12 protein-coding genes are annotated in these 15,744 nt (G+C 67.3%); 4 read left to right on the forward strand and 8 right to left on the reverse strand.

Going from position 1 to position 15,744, the window contains the following annotated elements; all coding sequences use genetic code 11:
• Positions 1-17: 17 nt before the first annotated feature.
• From exaC to BHD05_RS09795, 3 genes are all read left to right on the forward strand, one after another.
• Complete coding sequence (gene exaC / locus BHD05_RS09785) at positions 18-1,541, forward strand: acetaldehyde dehydrogenase ExaC (RefSeq protein WP_161886260.1); 1,524 nt, start codon at positions 18-20, stop codon at positions 1,539-1,541.
• A gap of 97 nt (positions 1,542-1,638) precedes the next feature.
• The gene (locus tag BHD05_RS09790) at positions 1,639-2,121 is read left to right on the forward strand and encodes a DUF779 domain-containing protein (protein ID WP_202614190.1); all 483 of its coding nucleotides are present in this window, start codon (positions 1,639-1,641) and stop codon (positions 2,119-2,121) included.
• Positions 2,122-2,200: 79 nt separating this feature from the next.
• Positions 2,201-3,844, forward strand: a complete 1,644-nt coding sequence (locus BHD05_RS09795; protein WP_161886261.1) for a bifunctional 3'-5' exonuclease/DNA polymerase — start codon at positions 2,201-2,203, stop codon at positions 3,842-3,844.
• A 103-nt stretch (positions 3,845-3,947) separates the two neighbouring features.
• Here the strand turns inward: BHD05_RS09795 and BHD05_RS09800 are convergent, their stop codons facing one another.
• A complete protein-coding gene (locus BHD05_RS09800; RefSeq protein ID WP_161886262.1) occupies positions 3,948-4,538 on the reverse strand; it encodes a PadR family transcriptional regulator in 591 nt (196 codons plus the stop codon).
• A gap of 210 nt (positions 4,539-4,748) precedes the next feature.
• Between BHD05_RS09800 and BHD05_RS09805 the strand changes: the two genes are divergently transcribed.
• Positions 4,749-5,252 (forward strand): DUF3145 domain-containing protein, encoded by a 504-nt coding sequence (locus tag BHD05_RS09805; RefSeq protein ID WP_161886263.1) that lies wholly within the window; start codon positions 4,749-4,751, stop codon positions 5,250-5,252.
• A gap of 397 nt (positions 5,253-5,649) precedes the next feature.
• Here BHD05_RS09805 and BHD05_RS09810 read toward each other — a convergent pair whose 3' ends face one another.
• From BHD05_RS09810 to aceE, 7 genes are all read right to left on the reverse strand, one after another.
• The gene (locus BHD05_RS09810) at positions 5,650-7,542 is read right to left on the reverse strand and encodes an HNH endonuclease signature motif containing protein (RefSeq protein WP_161886264.1); all 1,893 of its coding nucleotides are present in this window, start codon (positions 7,540-7,542) and stop codon (positions 5,650-5,652) included.
• Positions 7,543-8,087: 545 nt separating this feature from the next.
• Entirely contained in the window at positions 8,088-9,326 is a 1,239-nt protein-coding gene (locus tag BHD05_RS09815; RefSeq protein ID WP_161886265.1) for a beta-ketoacyl-[acyl-carrier-protein] synthase family protein, read from the reverse strand.
• A gap of 119 nt (positions 9,327-9,445) precedes the next feature.
• Positions 9,446-9,694 (reverse strand): acyl carrier protein, encoded by a 249-nt coding sequence (locus BHD05_RS09820; protein WP_161886266.1) that lies wholly within the window; start codon positions 9,692-9,694, stop codon positions 9,446-9,448.
• 44 nt (positions 9,695-9,738) lie between these two features.
• Positions 9,739-10,743 carry a beta-ketoacyl-ACP synthase III gene (locus BHD05_RS09825; RefSeq protein ID WP_161886267.1) on the reverse strand — a complete coding sequence of 335 codons (1,005 nt, stop codon included), beginning with the start codon at positions 10,741-10,743 and terminating at the stop codon, positions 9,739-9,741.
• On the reverse strand, positions 10,740-11,660 hold the full coding sequence (locus BHD05_RS09830) for an ACP S-malonyltransferase (protein ID WP_161886268.1): 921 nt from the start codon (positions 11,658-11,660) through the stop codon (positions 10,740-10,742). The genes BHD05_RS09825 and BHD05_RS09830 overlap by 4 nt, the downstream gene beginning before the upstream one ends.
• 83 nt (positions 11,661-11,743) lie before the next feature.
• Positions 11,744-12,970, reverse strand: coding sequence for a PucR family transcriptional regulator (locus BHD05_RS09835; protein WP_418763847.1), 1,227 nt, complete (start codon positions 12,968-12,970; stop codon positions 11,744-11,746).
• Positions 12,967-15,693: a pyruvate dehydrogenase (acetyl-transferring), homodimeric type gene (aceE, locus tag BHD05_RS09840; protein WP_161886270.1), complete on the reverse strand. Its 2,727-nt coding sequence runs from the start codon at positions 15,691-15,693 to the stop codon at positions 12,967-12,969. Before aceE ends, BHD05_RS09835 begins: the two co-directional genes overlap by 4 nt.
• Between the last annotated feature and the right edge of the window lie 51 nt (positions 15,694-15,744).

The raw sequence follows: 15,744 nt of genomic DNA on the forward strand, positions 1-15,744 counted from the left end.
ACGTCAACAGGAGTGTTATGACAATTTACTCAGTGCCAGGATCGGCCGACTCGAAGGTCACCTTCAAGGCCCGCTACGAGAACTGGATCGGCGGAGAGTGGGTCAAACCCGTCAAGGGCCAGTACTTCGAGGATATCTCCCCGGTCAACGGCAAGCCGTTTGCCGAGGTCGCGCGCGGCACCGCCGAAGACATCGAGCTCGCCCTGGACGCCGCGCACAAGGCCGCACCGGCCTGGGGCAAGACCTCCACAACCGCTCGCGCCGACATCCTCAACAAGATCGCCGATGTCATCGACGCGAACCTCGAGCTGCTCTCGGTCGCCGAGACCTGGGACAACGGTAAGCCCGTGCGCGAAACGCTGAATGCTGACCTCCCGCTCGCCGCGGACCACTTCCGCTACTTCGCGGCCGCGATCCGCTCGCAGGAGGGCTACTTCGCCGAGATGGACGACTCCATGACGGCGTACCACTACCACGAGCCGCTCGGCGTGGTCGGCCAGATCATCCCGTGGAACTTCCCCATCCTCATGGCCGTGTGGAAGCTGGCCCCCGCGCTGGCCGCAGGAAACGCGATCGTGCTCAAGCCCGCAGAGCAGACGCCTGTCTCGATCCTCGTGCTCGTCGAGCTGATCGGCGACATCCTGCCGCCCGGAGTTCTCAACATCGTCAACGGCTTCGGCGTCGAAGCGGGCAAGCCGCTCGCGTCGAGCCCTCGCATTCGCAAGATCGCGTTCACCGGCGAGACGACCACCGGCCGCCTGATCCTGCAGTACGCGAGCGCCAACATCATCCCGGCGACCCTCGAGCTCGGCGGAAAGAGCCCCAACGTCTTCTTCAAGGACGTCGCCGACCACGACGACGCCTTCTACGACAAGGCCCAGGAGGGCTTCGTGCTCTTCGCGTTCAACAACGGAGAGGTCTGCACGGCTCCGAGCAGGGCGCTGATCGAGAAGCCGATCTACGACAGCTTCCTCGGCGACGCCGTCGCACGCACCGCGAAGGCGGTGCAGGGCAACCCGCTCGACACCGACACGCAGGTCGGCGCGCAGTCATCCAACGACCAACTCGAGAAGATTCTGAGCTACATCGATATCGGCAAGCAGGAGGGCGCGAAGCTTCTGCTCGGCGGTGAGCGTGTCGACCTCGGGGGAGACCTCACCGACGGCTTCTACGTGCAGCCGACGATCTTCGAGGGCCACAACAAGATGCGCCTCTTCCAGGAGGAGATCTTCGGACCGGTGCTCGCGGTGACGAGCTTCGACGGCTACGACGACGCAATCTCGATCGCCAACGACACGCTGTACGGTCTCGGTGCCGGCGTCTGGTCGCGCAACGGCAACGTCGCGTACCGCGCCGGGCGCGACATCCAGGCCGGCCGCGTCTGGGTCAACAACTACCACGCGTACCCGGCTGGCGCCGCCTTCGGCGGGTACAAGAGCTCGGGTATCGGCCGAGAGAACAACCGTCTCGCGCTCTCGGCGTACCAGCAGACCAAGAACCTGCTCGTGTCGTACTCCGAAGACAAGCTCGGTTTCTTCTAAACCGTGAAGCGGGTGCCGGTCATTCTCGCAGCGGCCGGCGCCCCGCCGTTTCCCTTCTCGTTCCCCGTTGCTCATCCCCTTTTTTGGAAGGACGCCGATGCCGATCATCGACAATGTTGTTGCAAGTGTCACGGTGCCGGGCGAGACGATCCCGCGGGTCGAGTTCATGCCCGCGACGGTCGAACTGCTCCGCAAGCTCCGGGACCAGTACGGACCCCTGATGTTCCACCAGTCGGGAGGGTGCTGCGACGGCAGCAGCCCGATGTGCTTTCCGGAGGGGGACTTCCGCACCTCCGACCAGGATGTGCTCCTCGGACGGCTCGACATCGCGCCAGCCGGAGCGGATGCTCAGGTGATCGACTTCTGGATGTCATCGGAGCAGTTCGAGTACTGGAGTCACACCTTCCTCACGATCGACGTCGTGAAGGGCCGCGGGAGCGGCTTCTCGGTCGAGGCGCCGGAGGGCGTACGGTTCATGATCCGTTCCCGGCTGATGGAGGGCTTTGGCGCGCAGCCCGGACCTGTGCCGCCCGGATCGGTGCCGCCCGGATCGGTGCCGCCCGGAAGCCCGGAACGGTGACACCGGGGCCGTAACACCGAGGCCGTAACACCGAGGCCGTAACGCCGAGGTTGTCGGCGCGGCACGGCAGACTGGGCGGGTGTATCTCGTTCTGAGTCGTGGCCCCGCCGGGGTGAGCCTTACCGAGCTGGACGATTCCGGCAAGATCTCGCGCGGACCCGATGACGTGGTCGATCTGGCCGCCGAGGTTGCGATTCGGGAGCGCGCATCCGCAGCGTCCCGCTGGGTCTGGGACGACACGAGCCGCTGGTACCCCGCACTGCTCGGCGCCGGGGTGCGGGTCGACCGTTGCATTGACCTGCGCCTGTGTCGCGCCATCCTGCGCAACTCGTCTCTTACCGCAGCATCCGCCCTCGCGACCGGCGCCCACGACGGGTGGGATGAGCCCACACCGGAACCGCGGCGCGGCGGCGACGCTCTGTTCGAGGTTGATGAACAACCCGACGACGGCGCGTTGCGCGAGTTCGCCCGGCAGCGGGCGGCAGTCGCCGCGACCGCAAATCCCGCACGCATCGGCCTGCTGCTCGCCGCCGAGTCGGCCGGGGCGCTGATCGCCGCCGAAATGCGTTTCGCGGGCCTTCCCTGGCGCACCGATGTGCACGATGCAATGCTGAGCGACCTGCTTGGGCCACGCCCGGCCGCCGAACATCGGCCGGTGAAGATGCAGGCGGTGCTCGAGGCAGTGCGGGCAGCCCTCGACTCGCCCACTCTGAACCCGGATTCACCGCCTGAACTGCTCGGCGCCCTCGGTCGCGCGGGCCTGCAGGTGCAGTCGACGCGCTCGTGGGAGCTGCAGAGCATCGATCATCCGGCGATCGCACCCCTGCTCGAGTACAAGAAGATGGCACGGCTTCTGAGCGCCAACGGCTGGAACTGGCTCGACACGAACGTCGCAAACGGTCGTTTTCGGCCCGATTACGTGCCCGGCGGTGTCGTGACCGGGCGTTGGGCGAGTAAGGGCGGGGGAGGCGCACTTCAGCTGCCGCGCCAGGTTCGGGGTGCCGTCGTCGCCGACCCGGGGTGGAAGCTCGTGGTCGCGGATGCCGCGCAGCTCGAGCCACGGATCCTCGCCGCGCTCTCCGCCGACCGCGGCATGGCCGAAGCCGGATCTGCGGGCGACCTCTATGCCGGCATCGTAGCAAGCGGGGCCGTCGATACTCGCGCGCACGCCAAGGTCGCGATGCTCGGGGCGATGTACGGGGCGACGTCCGGCGAGTCGGGGAGACTCCTGCCGAGGCTCGCGAGGGCCTACCCGCGGGCCATCGCCTTCGTCGAGGAGGCGGCCAGGGCGGGGGAGCGCGGCGAGGTCGTCACCACGCGCCTCGGCCGCAGCTCCCCCCGGGGCGCCTCCGCCGGATACGACGAGACGGCGACCGCCGCCGACGTCACCCGCGCACGCGCGGAGGCCAGGTCGTGGGGCCGGTTCACCCGCAACTTCGTTGTGCAGGGCACCGCGGCCGAGTGGGCGCTGTGCTGGATGGCGGGGCTGCGCGGCCGACTTCTCGGTCTCGGGCCGGCGCGGGGCGACTTCACGAGTGGGGCACATCTGGTTTTCTTCCTGCATGACGAGGTCGTCGTGCACTGCCCGGAGGACCTCGCCGAGCGGGTCGAGCTCGAGCTCAGGGCTGCGGCGGCGGATGCTGGCCGGCTGCTGTTCGGCGCACTCCCGATCGAGTTTCCGGTGACCGTCGCGGTGGTCCAGGACTATGGGCAGGCGAAATAGCCGGTCCGGTCACGCGCATGATCAGGCGCGGACATTGCAGCCCACCAGCATCCGAACACGCGCAGCGCGGGGCATCCGAACAAGCGCAGCGCGGGGTATCCGATCACGCGTCGGGCGACGCTGCGACCACCGCGGCACGCGGGCGCCGGCCCCGGCGCGGCTTGTCCGCGGAGTAGGGCCGCGACGGGTCGTCCTGGATGAGCGCGTCGCTGACGGAACCGAGCCATGCGACTGCGGCCACCGCTTGCGCCTGTCTGGCCAGAAGCGCCAGTCGAACGTCGGAGCGGTGCTCTCCGCCGTCGAGCGCCAACCGCACGCGCGCCGAATCCTCGGTCCACCAGGCCCGATAGTCGCGGGCAAGCGCCAGTGCCGTTGCTGGTTGGATGGTCGACTCGATGATGACCTGGTCGAGCATTTCGGTCCACTCCGGAAGGGTGTGCACCGCAGCAGATTCGCGCGAGGTGTCGACGGCGCGCCTGCCCTGCTCGGTGAGCCGGTACAGCGGTAGACCGTCGTTCGTGACGCCCGAGGACCTGATCAGGCCCTGCTTGCCCAACCGGTCGAGAGTTGCGTAGATCTGGCCGACGTTGACCGGGCCGCGGTGCGGGGCCCGTGAGGTCAGCTCCGCGTGCAGTTGGAGGCCGTAGGCGGGGCCAAGAGAGAGGATCGTCAAGAGGCCGTCACGAACAGACACCGGCATCGATCCTCTCGAAATTGTTCTACTGAGTATAGTTTCGGCCGAACCTTTCGCCGAATCGGCGCAACCACGTCCTTGTGATTCCGAGCATCCATCGACCATAATGGGCCTGACGGCTCGCCGTTGCAAATTTCATACGCAAGTCGCTGTACGGTACTGCCGTTCACTAGGTCGATGGGGAAGTCAACCTAACCGAACGGAGTCATTGTGGTTGCAGCAACTGCTCGCGGAGTGCTTTTCGTGCACTCCGCTCCTCGCGCGCTGGCGCCCCACATCGAGTGGGCCGCAGGTCGCGCTCTTGATCGTGCCGTAAATTTCGACTGGTCCCACCAACCCGTGCTCAAGGGCTCGTTGCGAGCCGAGTTCTTCTGGGAAGGTGCCCCGGGCACAGGCGCGGTCCTCGCATCGGCCCTTCGCGGCTGGGAGCACCTGCGTTTCGAGGTCACCGAGGACGCCGGATTCGGCGCGGACGGTGGACGCTGGCTGCACACTCCCGACCTCGGTATCTTCTTCGCACAGACCGACACTGTCGGAAACGTCGTGATTCCCGAGGACCGCGTCCGCTATGCCATGGATATTGCAGGGTCGAACGCGCTCGAACTGCACCGCGAACTGCGTCTCGCCCTCGGACAAGCCTGGGACGACGAGCTTGAGGCGTTCCGCCACGCGAGCGACACGAGTCAAGTCGTCTGGCTGCACAAGGTCGGATAGCCGCAGCACCGGGACCTCGGGCACCTCCGGGCCCTTCGGCCTCACGGTAGGCATTTCCGTTGGGGTAGGTCGATCGCTGGGGAAGGTCGATCGATGCGGTAGGTCGATCGCTGGGGAAGGTCGATCGATGCGGTAGGTCGATCGCTGGGGAAGGTCGATCGATGCGGTAGGTCGATCGCTGGGGGAGGTCGATCGATGGGGTAGGTCGATCGCTGGGGAAGGTCGATCGATGCGGTAGGTCGATCGCTGGGGTAGGTCGATCGCTGGCACGCCGTTCGTCGACATCGAAGCCCGGATCCGCCGGTTGAGCAGGTCGCGCGGCGATGGTGTCGAAACCCGAAACCGGTGGTTGAGCAGGTCGTGCGGCGATGGTGTCGAAGCTGGGCTTCCACGTGTCTTAGAACGGTGGCGGGTCCTCGTCCTCGGCGTCTGCTCCCCGGGCGTCGGCTCTCTGGGCGTCTGCTCCCCGGGCGTCGGCTCTCCGGGCGTCGGTTCTCTGGGCGCGCGCTGCTTCGTCCGCTGTCTGGTCCGTTCCCTGGTCGCGCGCGGCGGTATGGAGGGCGCGTTGGAGGTTGTCGTGTACTCCGCTGGTGATGACGGTTGCCGGTTCGGTGATGTGTGTCCGCCCCGCGGGGGAGGTCCATTCGAGGGCGCCGGTGCCATCGCGCGTGTGGGCGACAGTCCAGTTGGTTTCGTCTTTGATGGTGTGATGTTTCGGGCATAAATGGGCAAGGTTGTAGTGGGCGGTCGGATGTTGGTGTTGCCATTGCAGGGTGTGGTCGATGTCGCATTGTTCCGCTTGCCTGCTGCAGCCCGGGAAGCGGCAGGTCTCATCGCGTACCCGCAGGAAGTTGCGCAAATCGGCGGGCACCCGGTACCGGTCCCTGCCGACGGAGAGGATTGCTCCGGTCTCGGGGTGGGTGAGGAGGCGGATCATGCCCGGCGCGCCGGCGGCGAGCAGCCTCGCCGTGTTCGGATCGATCGGCCCGTACCCGTCGAGGGACCCGGGCTCCTCGCTCATTCCGAGGAGCACGAGAGCAGGCACCGTGACGCTGAGCCTCGGTCGGGTGTCGAAGTACCGGTCCCGCAGCGACCCCCTCCCGCGGATCCCGGACCGCCCCCAGCCGACCCTCCGGCCGGCGCGCATCAGCGTGACCCGGACCGCCCGGTTCCGGCGAGCTACCCCACGCCGGGTGCGGCGGGACACCATGCCCAGCGGGCCGTCACCGCCGCTGCCGCTGCCGTTGCCGCTGCCGCTGCCGTTGCCGCTGGAGCTGTCGGTGCTGTCGAGCATGACGTCGCTGAAGATGTCGGCGCGCAACTGCGCCAGAGTACGCACCTCCAGCGGCCCCTGCAGGGCTATCGCCGTGTCGGTGAGGCGGGTGAAGATCGCGACAGCCTCCGGTGCCGGGAGCAGCTGCGACAGCAACGCCAGACCATCCTGCTGCGGGTCCAGACGCACCTCCCGGTCCTCCCGCGCCCGCGCATGACGCTGTGTGATCGAGTCCGGATCCAGCAACTCCCGCAGAACCCGCGCCTTCTGCGTAAACTTCGACGCCGTCAACCGTCTCGCATAGGGCAGAGCCTGCCCCTCCAACACCACCCGAGCAGCAGCAGGCAGACCTGCGGTCTGATCGACCATGACCTGCGCATGCCGGTAACTGATCAACCCTCCCCGCAGAGCCTCGAGGGTGGCCGGGAGTTCATGGACCAGACTGCGACCGACCCCCAGCAGAGCGTCGATGGTGCGCTCCGGGATCCGCAACGCCGCCCCCAGCTCCGCCCGCACACTCCGCAACGCCAACTGCCGGCTGCCCGCCCTCGTGCGCTCCGTGCCCGCCTCGGCCAGCACGAGGGCCTGCTCGAACAACACCGCCCGATCACCCATCAGCCCCGCAATACCCTGCTCCACCCGCTCCAACGCATCGATCAGCCGCCCCATCGCCTCACCCGCCCCACCCGGCCCCGCCGCGACCCCAAACGGATACCCACGACCACCATCAAGCCCAGCACCGGCCTGGACGGCCTCGCCGGCCTGGCCGGCCTCGCCGGGCTGGCCGGGCTGGCCGGGGCAGTCGGGGACGCCCGGGTAATCGTCCTCATCAGCCCAGCGCGGGTCATCCAAATCCGGATCATGCGGGAACAACCCCGCCGGCATCCCCTCAAACGGCAAACCAACCCCCGGCCGGTACCCACGTGCCGCCATCTCCGCATCCGCCTCGATATTGAACTGCAGCATCGACTCAGCAAGCTCCGCCTGCTCCTCCGCCGTCCACCGATAGCTGCTCATACCCATAGTGAATACCCACCCACCGACACTCGACACGCCACTAAGAAACAACCATCCGAACCCCGAGAGATCAGCCCCAAGCGCCGCACCGCCACCCGCATTCCGTTCACGCACCAAGCCACTACCCGACCACCGACATCCACCACCGCCGACCCAACAGCCCGAACACGCGAGCACACGCCGAGCCACAAGCCCCACACCGACACCCGGATTCTGTTCATGACCACAGCCCACACCCGACCACCGACATAGGTGCGACATTCCCGATGAGTCTACGAAATCGGGGTAAAACGCCTCCATGACGTCGCGTGGGGAGGGCGAGTCGATCTCGCTCGCGCCGCCTCAGCGCGCCGCGCAGCCTCAGCGCGCCGCGCCGCCGCAGCCGACCGCGCAGCCTCAGCGTGCCGCGCAGCCTCAGCCGGCCGCGCAGCCTCAACCGACCGCGCAGCCTCAGCCGGCCGCGCAGCCTCAACCGGCCGCGCAGCCTCAGCAATAGAGACCTCGCACCCCGCGCAGAACGGAGCGCTCAAGAAAAGCCCTACGACCTACATGCTGCGGAACGCCGCCACAGCATTGTGCCCGCCGAAGCCGAACGAGTTGCTCAGCGCAAGCAGCGGTCCAGTGCCCAGATCACGAGGGCTCGTGACAACATCGAGAGGGATCTCAGGATCCTGGTTGTCGAGGTTGATCGTGGGCGGTGCGGTGCGGTGGTGCAGCGCAAGGATCGTGAAGATCGCCTCGAGTGCCCCGGTGCCACCCAGCAAGTGGCCCGTCGCGGCCTTCGTCGCGGAGACCGCGATCGAGTCGAGGTGGTCGCCGAAGACGCGATGCATCGCGCGATACTCGGCGATGTCGCCGACCGGCGTGCTCGTCGCGTGCGCGTTGATGTGGCTGACGTCGCCGATACCGGCTCCCGCGATCTCGAGAGCAGCGAGCATGGCCCGCGCCGCCGCGGATCCCTGAGGGTCAGGAGCGGTGATGTGGTACGAGTCGCTCGTGACCGAACCTCCAGCGAGTTCGGCGTAGATCCGGGCGCCGCGAGCGAGAGCGTGCTCCTCGGTTTCGAGCACGATCGCGCCGGCGCCCTCGCCGAGCACGAATCCATCGCGGTCGACGTCGTAGGGGCGTGAGGCGCGCGTGGGGTCATCGTTGCGCTTGGAGAGCGCCTGCATGGCCGCGAAGGACGCGATGGGGAGCGGATGGATGGCGGCTTCGGTGCCACCGGCGATGATCATGTCGGCGATGCCGGCCTGCAGGTGGTCGTACGCGTTGGCGATCGACTCGGTGCTTGAGGCGCAGGCGGAGACGACGGTACGGGCGCCGCCGCGGGCGGACAGGCTCATGCTGATCGCCGCGGCCGGGGCGTTGGGCATCAGCATCGGCACGGTCATCGGAAGAACCCGGCGCGGGCCCCTCTCGCGGAGCACGTCCCAGGCGTCGACGAGGGTCCAGATTCCGCCGATCCCGGTCGCGTAGTCAACGGCGATGCGCTCGGGGTCGATGTCTGGCGCACCGGCATCCGCCCACGCCTCGCGAGCCGCTATGAGGGCGAACTGGCTGCCGGGGTCGAGGCGCTTGATCTCGACTCGTTCGAGAACGTCGGTGGCGGGAACCTTGGCCTGGGCGGCGAAAGTGATCGGCAGCTGGTACTTGGCGACCCAGTCCTGCTCGAGAGTGCGCACCCCGGACTCGCCGGCGAGCAGCGCCCGCCAGGTGTCGGCGATGTTACCGCCGAGGGGTGAGGTCGTACCCAGTCCGGTGACAACGATTTTCTTGGGGCGCATCAGTAGTCTCTCTGCTGGAACGACGCGGAACGACGGGAAGGAAGTCGGTACGACGTTGCAACGAACAATGGGAACGGCCGACCAGATCTGGGCCGGCCGGCCGTACCCGCGAACAGGCCTTAGGCCTGTGCGGCCGTAATGAAGGTGACGGCGTCACCGACGGTCTTGAGGTTCTTGACCTCTTCGTCCGGGATCTTCACATCGAACTTCTCTTCGGCGTTCACGACGATGGTCATCATCGAAATGGAGTCGATGTCCAGATCGTCGGTGAACGACTTGCCGAGCTCGACCGAATCAGTTGCAATTCCGGTCTCGTCGTTGATGAGCTCGGCCAAACCGGCCAGGACTTCTTCGGTGGACAGTGCCATTGTGTTTTCTCCTTGATGGGGGTGTCAGATGACCGGGGTCAAGTCTAGGGAAGAACCACGACTTGGGCCCCGAAGGCGAGGCCCGCGCCGAAACCGATCTGCAGGGCGAGACCGCCGCTGAGTTCGGGGTGTTCCTGAAGCAGCGCGTGTGTCGCGAGCGGGATGGATGCTGCGGACGTGTTGCCGGTCCGCGCGACGTCGCGCGCGACGATGACCGACTCGGGCAGCTTGAGCTGTTTCGCGAACTCGTCGATGATGCGCATGTTGGCCTGATGGGGGATGAACGCGGCGAGATCGGCGCTCGTAATCCCGGCAACCTCAAGAGCCTTCTTCGCGACCTTGGCCATGTCCCAGACGGCCCAGCGGAAGACCGTCTGGCCCTCCTGGCGGAGCGTCGGCCACGGCGCGGCGCCGTCGCGGAACTCGGTCAGCGTGGCGTTCATACCGACCGCGTCGGCCTTGGACCCGTCGGATCCCCAGACCGGCGCTGCGATGCCGGGCGTGTCGCTTGGTCCGATCACGACGGCGCCTGCGCCATCGCCGAGCAGGAAGGAGATGGAGCGGTCGGTGGGGTCGACGACGTCGGAGAGCTTCTCGGCACCGACCACGAGGGCGTAGTGCGCGGCGCCGGTGCGGATGAGCGCGTCAGCCTGGGTGACGGCGTAGCTGAAACCGGCGCATGCGGCGTTGGCGTCATATGCGGCGGCGGGGTTCGCACCGACCCGGTCGGCGACGACGGTGGCCATCGACGGGCTCTGCTGCACATTGCTGATGGTGGCGATGATGACGAGGTCGATCTGATCGGCGTGAACGCCGGACTTCTCGATCGCTTCCGTGGCAGCTTCCGTCGCGAGATCGATGGCGGAGACCCCCGCGGATGCCCTCGTGCGGGTGATGATGCCGGTGCGCTGCTGGATCCACTCGTCGCTCGAGTCGATCGGGCCGATGAGCTCGGAGTTCGGCACGATCAGGTCGCCGCGGGCGGCACCGTAGCTGTAGATGCGGGTGAATTGGCTGCCCTGCGACTGAGTGAGTGTTGCCGTTGTCATGAGATCCCGTCAATCAGGTCGAATGCCGCGGTGAGGTCTGCCGGGGTCTTGACGGCCACGGTCGGCACTCCTTTGAGGCCGCGTTTTGCCAGTCCGACCAGCGCACCGGCAGGAGCGATCTCGATCACTCCGGTGACGCCAGCGGCCGCGAACGAGGCCATCGTGCTATCCCACCGTACCGGGGAGCTGACCTGTCCAACGAGCAGGTCGACGAAGGCCGCCCCGTTGGTGACGCTCGATCCGTCGCGGTTGGTCCAGATGGGCAGGCTCGGGTCGTGCGTCTCGAGGGCGGCCGCGACAGTGCGAAGACGTGCCACGGCCGGGGCCATGTACCGGGTATGGAAGGCGCCGGCAACCTGGAGCGGGATGACCCGCGCTCCAGCCGGGGGAGCGGCCTTGAGCTCGTCCAGTGCGCCGAGGGCACCGGCCACGACGATCTGCCCGCCGCCGTTGAAGTTCGCGGGTTCAAGACCGAGTTGCACCAGCGTCTCGAGCAGTGAGGCCTCGTCGCCGCCAACGACGGCGCTCATGCCGGTCGCCTCGAGTGCCGCGGCCTGCGCCATGGCGGCCCCGCGTTCAGTGACGAGGGTCATGGCATCGGTGGTGGAGAGGATGCCGGCGGCGGCGGCGGCGGTGACCTCTCCGACGGAGTGCCCTGCGACCCCGCCGATCCGCTCGCGCCGACCGTCGGCGAAGAGCGCGGTGAGTGTGAGCAGCCCGGCCGCGACGATGAGCGGCTGGGCAATCGCGGTGTCGCGGATCGTGTCGGCATCAGACACCGTGCCGTGGGTGACCAGATCGATGCCGACCGCGTCGGAGATCGCCTCCAGCTCGCTGCGGTAGCCATCTTCGGCGAGCCAGGGAGTGAGGAATCCGGGGGCTTGGGAGCCCTGTCCCGGGCATACGACGACGATCACTTGACTAGTCTCCCAACCTGCCGCCGTGCGGCTCTGTACCAATCGCACCAAAAACTGGAGCAACCCTTGTGGGTTCCCTCAGGTCAGCGCCGTCGCCTCCGCGGCGCAGCATCCGGTTCCGCGATCGAGCCGAGGATCAGCGCAGCCTGCAGGATGAGCGACTCGCGGGCGCCTGTCGCATCCCAGCCGATGACCTCGGAGACCCGCTTGAGGCGGTACCGCACCGTGTTCGGGTGCACAAACAGCTCCCTGGCGGTCGCCTCGAGCGAGCGTCCGTTGTCGAGGTAGCACCACAGGGTGGCCAGCAGCTCGGTGGAGTGCGCCTGCAATGGGCGGTAGATGCGGTTGATGAGGGTCGAGCGTGCCAGGGCATCGCCCGCGAGGGCACGCTCGGGCAGAAGGTCGTCGGCGAACGCCGGTCGGGGCGCGTTGCGCCAGGACCGGGCCACGGCGAATCCCGCGAGGGCGGCCTTCGCGCTCTTGGAGGCGTCGACGAGGCTCGGCACCTCGTGGCCGAGCACGAGGTGCCCATCGCCGAACCCGGGTTCGAGTGCGGTGGCGATGTCCATGAACGGCACGAGGGTGGATTCGGCGGTCGTCTCGCCGTCGGGCGGGGTCGGATGGGCCCGCCCGATCACCAGCACGAGGCGGCTGCCCTGCACGCCGATGAGCACGTCCGCGTCGAGGTGCCTCGCGGTGCGTCTGAGCATGTCCACGTCGAGCATCCCAGGCGCAGTTCCGACGAGAACCGACACCTCACCGTGCCCGTGCCACCCGAGGGCCGCGATGCGGGAGGGGAGCTCATCGTCGTATTCGCCGCTCAGGATCGAGTCGACAACGAGCGCTTCGAGACGCGCGTCCCACAACCCTCGAGCCTCGGCGGCTCGGGCGTAGACGTCTGCGGCGGCGAAAGCGATCTCACGCGAGTAGAGCAGGATCGCCTCGCGCAGGGTCTCGTCCCGACCCTTGACCCGCTCCTCGACGACCTCGACAGTCACCTTGATGAGCTGGAGCGTCTGGGTGAGGCTCACCGAGCGCAGCAGCTCCCGGGGCGCCGCACCGAAGACATCCGCCGCAATCCACGGCGTGGAGGTCGGGTCATCGAACCAGTGAATGAACGAGGTGATGCCAGCCTGCGCGACCAGCCCGACGGCCGACCGCCGCCCCGGCGGCATATCGCCGTACCAGGGCAGGGTGTCGTCGAGCCGCTTGAGCGTCGCCGTCGCCAGCTCGCCTGTCACTGTCTTGAGCCAGGCGAGCGTCTGCTCCTTTGAATGCACCACGGTGGACCGTCTGTCGCCCGTCGTCAGCTCTCGCCGCCCGTATTGCCGGAAGTACCAGCGCTCACATCGTGCAGCCGGTACTTGTCGATCGCGGCCTGCGGCACCGACGGGTCGACCTTGCCCTGGGCCACGAGGGACTCCAGCGCCCGCACTGCGAGCGACGGCCCGTCGATCTTGAAGAAGCGGCGGGCTGCCGCGCGCGTATCGGAGAAGCCGAACCCGTCGGCCCCGAGCGTCGCGAAGTCACCAGGAACGAACTGGCGGATCTGGTCGGGCACCGCGTGCATGAAGTCGGTGACCGCGACGAATGGTCCATCTGCTTCGGCGAGCTTGCCGGTCAGGTAGGGCACGCGCTTCTCCGCCTCGGGGTAGAGGAAGTTCTGCTCGAGCGCGTCGAGTCCCTCGCGGCGCAGTTCGGTCCATGAGGTGACCGACCAGACGTCGGCGGCGACGCCCCAGTCCTCCGCGAGCAGCTGCTGCGCTTCGAGCGCCCAGGGGATCGCGACGCCGGATGCCATGAGCTGCGCGCGAGGACCCTCGGCAGAGCCCGTCTTGAGCAGGTAGATGCCCTTGAGCAGACCGTCGACGTCAAGGTCCTCCGGTTCGGCAGGCTGCACGAGCGGCTCGTTGTAGACGGTCAGGTAGTACATGACGTTCGGGTCGATGTGCGTCTCCCCGTACATGCGCTCGAGGCCTGCCTGCACGATGTGGCCGATTTCGTAGCCGTAGGCCGGGTCGTAGGAGATCACGGCCGGGTTCGTCGACGCGAGAAGCAGCGAGTGGCCGTCGGCGTGCTGAAGGCCCTCGCCGGTGAGCGTGGTGCGACCGGCGGTCGCGCCGATGATGAAGCCGCGGGCCATCTGGTCGCCCGCCGCCCACATCGCGTCGCCGGTTCGTTGGAATCCGAACATCGAGTAGAAGACGTAGACGGGGATGAGCGCCTCGCCGTGCGTCGAGTAGGAGGTTCCGGCCGCGGTGAACGCGGCGAACGCGCCGGCCTCGTTGATGCCGACGTGCAGGATCTGACCCTGCGGGCTTTCCTTGTAGGCGAGCAGCTGAGCGCGGTCCACCGAGGTGTACTGCTGCCCCTTGGGGTTGTAGATCTTCGAGGTCGGGAAGTACGCGTCCATGCCGAAGGTGCGTGCCTCGTCGGGGATGATTGGCACAATCCGGTGCCCGAAGTCCTTCGACTTGAGCAGGTCCTTGAGCAGGCGGGCGAAGGCCATCGTCGTGGCGATTTCCTGCTTGCCGGAGCCGCGCTTGACGACGTCATAGGTGGGGGTCTCGGGCAGGGCCACCTGGGTGAACCGCGAGCGCCGTTCCGGCACGTAGCCGCCGAGCGCCTGGCGGCGTTCGTGCATGTACTTGATCGCCTCGTCGTTGTCGCCGGGGTGGTAGTACGGCGGCATATACGGGTTCTCCTCGAGGGCAGCATCCGTAATCGGGATGCGCATCTCGTCACGGAACTTCTTGAGGTTGTCGAGCGTGAGCTTCTTCATCTGGTGGGTCGCGTTGCGGCCCTCGAACGACGGACCGAGGCCGTAACCCTTGACCGTCTTTGCGAGGATTACCGTCGGCTGGCCCTTGTGCTCCTGGGCGGCCTTGAATGCGGCGTAGACCTTGCGGTAGTCGTGTCCGCCGCGCTTGAGGCCCCAGACCTCTTCGTCGGTGTAGTCCTTGACCAATTCGAGTGCGCGAGGGTCGCGGCCGAAGAAGTTCTCGCGCACGTAGGCGCCGCTCTCAGCCTTGTAGGTCTGGTAGTCGCCGTCGGGCGTGCGGTTCATGAGGTCGCGCAGCGCGCCCTCGGTGTCGCGGGAGAGGAGCTCGTCCCACTCGCGTCCCCAGACGACCTTGATGACGTTCCAGCCGGCACCGCGGAAGAAGCTCTCGAGCTCCTGGATGATCTTGCCGTTGCCGCGCACCGGTCCGTCGAGGCGCTGAAGGTTGCAGTTGATGACGAAGTTGAGGTTGTCGAGTCCCTCGTTGGTCGCCCACTGCAGGGCTCCGCGGCTCTCGACCTCGTCCATCTCGCCGTCGCCGAGGAACGCCCAGACCTGCTGGTCGGACGCATCCTTGATCCCACGGTTGGTGAGGTACTTGTTGGCCTGCGCCTGATAGATCGCGTTGATCGGGCCGAGGCCCATCGACACGGTCGGGAACTGCCAGAAGTCCTTCATGAGACGCGGATGCGGGTACGACGAGAGACCGCCGGCCGCGTGCGACTTCTCCTGACGGAACCCGTCGAGCTGCTCGGTGCTCAGTCGGCCCTCGAGGAAGGCGCGGGCGTACATGCCGGGGGAGGCGTGGCCCTGATAGAAGATCTGGTCGCCGCCGCCGGAGTGGTGCTGGCCGCGGAAGAAGTAGTTGTGGCCGACCTCGTAGAGCGAGGCAGAGGAGGCGTAGGTGGAGATGTGCCCGCCGACGCCGATTCCGGGGCGCTGGGCGCGGTGCACGGTGATCGCTGCGTTCCAGCGGATCCAGGCGCGGTACCGGCGCTCGACCGCCTCGTCACCCGGGAACTCGGGTTCGTTCTCCGGCGCGATGGTGTTCAGATAGTCGGTCGTGGGCACCATCGGAACGCCGAGGTGCAGCTCCTTCGACCGCTTGAGCAGGGTGAGCATGATCTGGCGGCCCCGCTCGTGACCCTGCGCTTCGACGAGCGCGTCGAGGGATTCCTGCCATTCGGCAGTCTCCTCGGGATCCTTGTCGATGTTGTTGACCGAATATGGATCCTGATCGTTGACCGTCACCGTAGACCTCGCTCTTGTTCGCGGATTCCCCGTGGTTGCTGCTGTGGAGCC

Origin of the sequence: Marisediminicola antarctica, assembly GCF_009930795.1 — a bacterium.
Taxonomy (GTDB): domain Bacteria; phylum Actinomycetota; class Actinomycetes; order Actinomycetales; family Microbacteriaceae; genus Marisediminicola; species Marisediminicola antarctica.

Coding starts and splice junctions, on each gene's coding strand:
- exaC (WP_161886260.1), top strand. CDS start 18: ATGACAATTTACTCAGTGCCAGGATCGGCCGACTCGAAGGTCACCTTC.
- BHD05_RS09790 (WP_202614190.1), top strand. CDS start 1,639: ATGCCGATCATCGACAATGTTGTTGCAAGTGTCACGGTGCCGGGCGAG.
- BHD05_RS09810 (WP_161886264.1), bottom strand. CDS start 7,542: ATGAGCAGCTATCGGTGGACGGCGGAGGAGCAGGCGGAGCTTGCTGAG.
- BHD05_RS09815 (WP_161886265.1), bottom strand. CDS start 9,326: ATGCGCCCCAAGAAAATCGTTGTCACCGGACTGGGTACGACCTCACCC.
- BHD05_RS09820 (WP_161886266.1), bottom strand. CDS start 9,694: ATGGCACTGTCCACCGAAGAAGTCCTGGCCGGTTTGGCCGAGCTCATC.
- BHD05_RS09825 (WP_161886267.1), bottom strand. CDS start 10,743: ATGACAACGGCAACACTCACTCAGTCGCAGGGCAGCCAATTCACCCGC.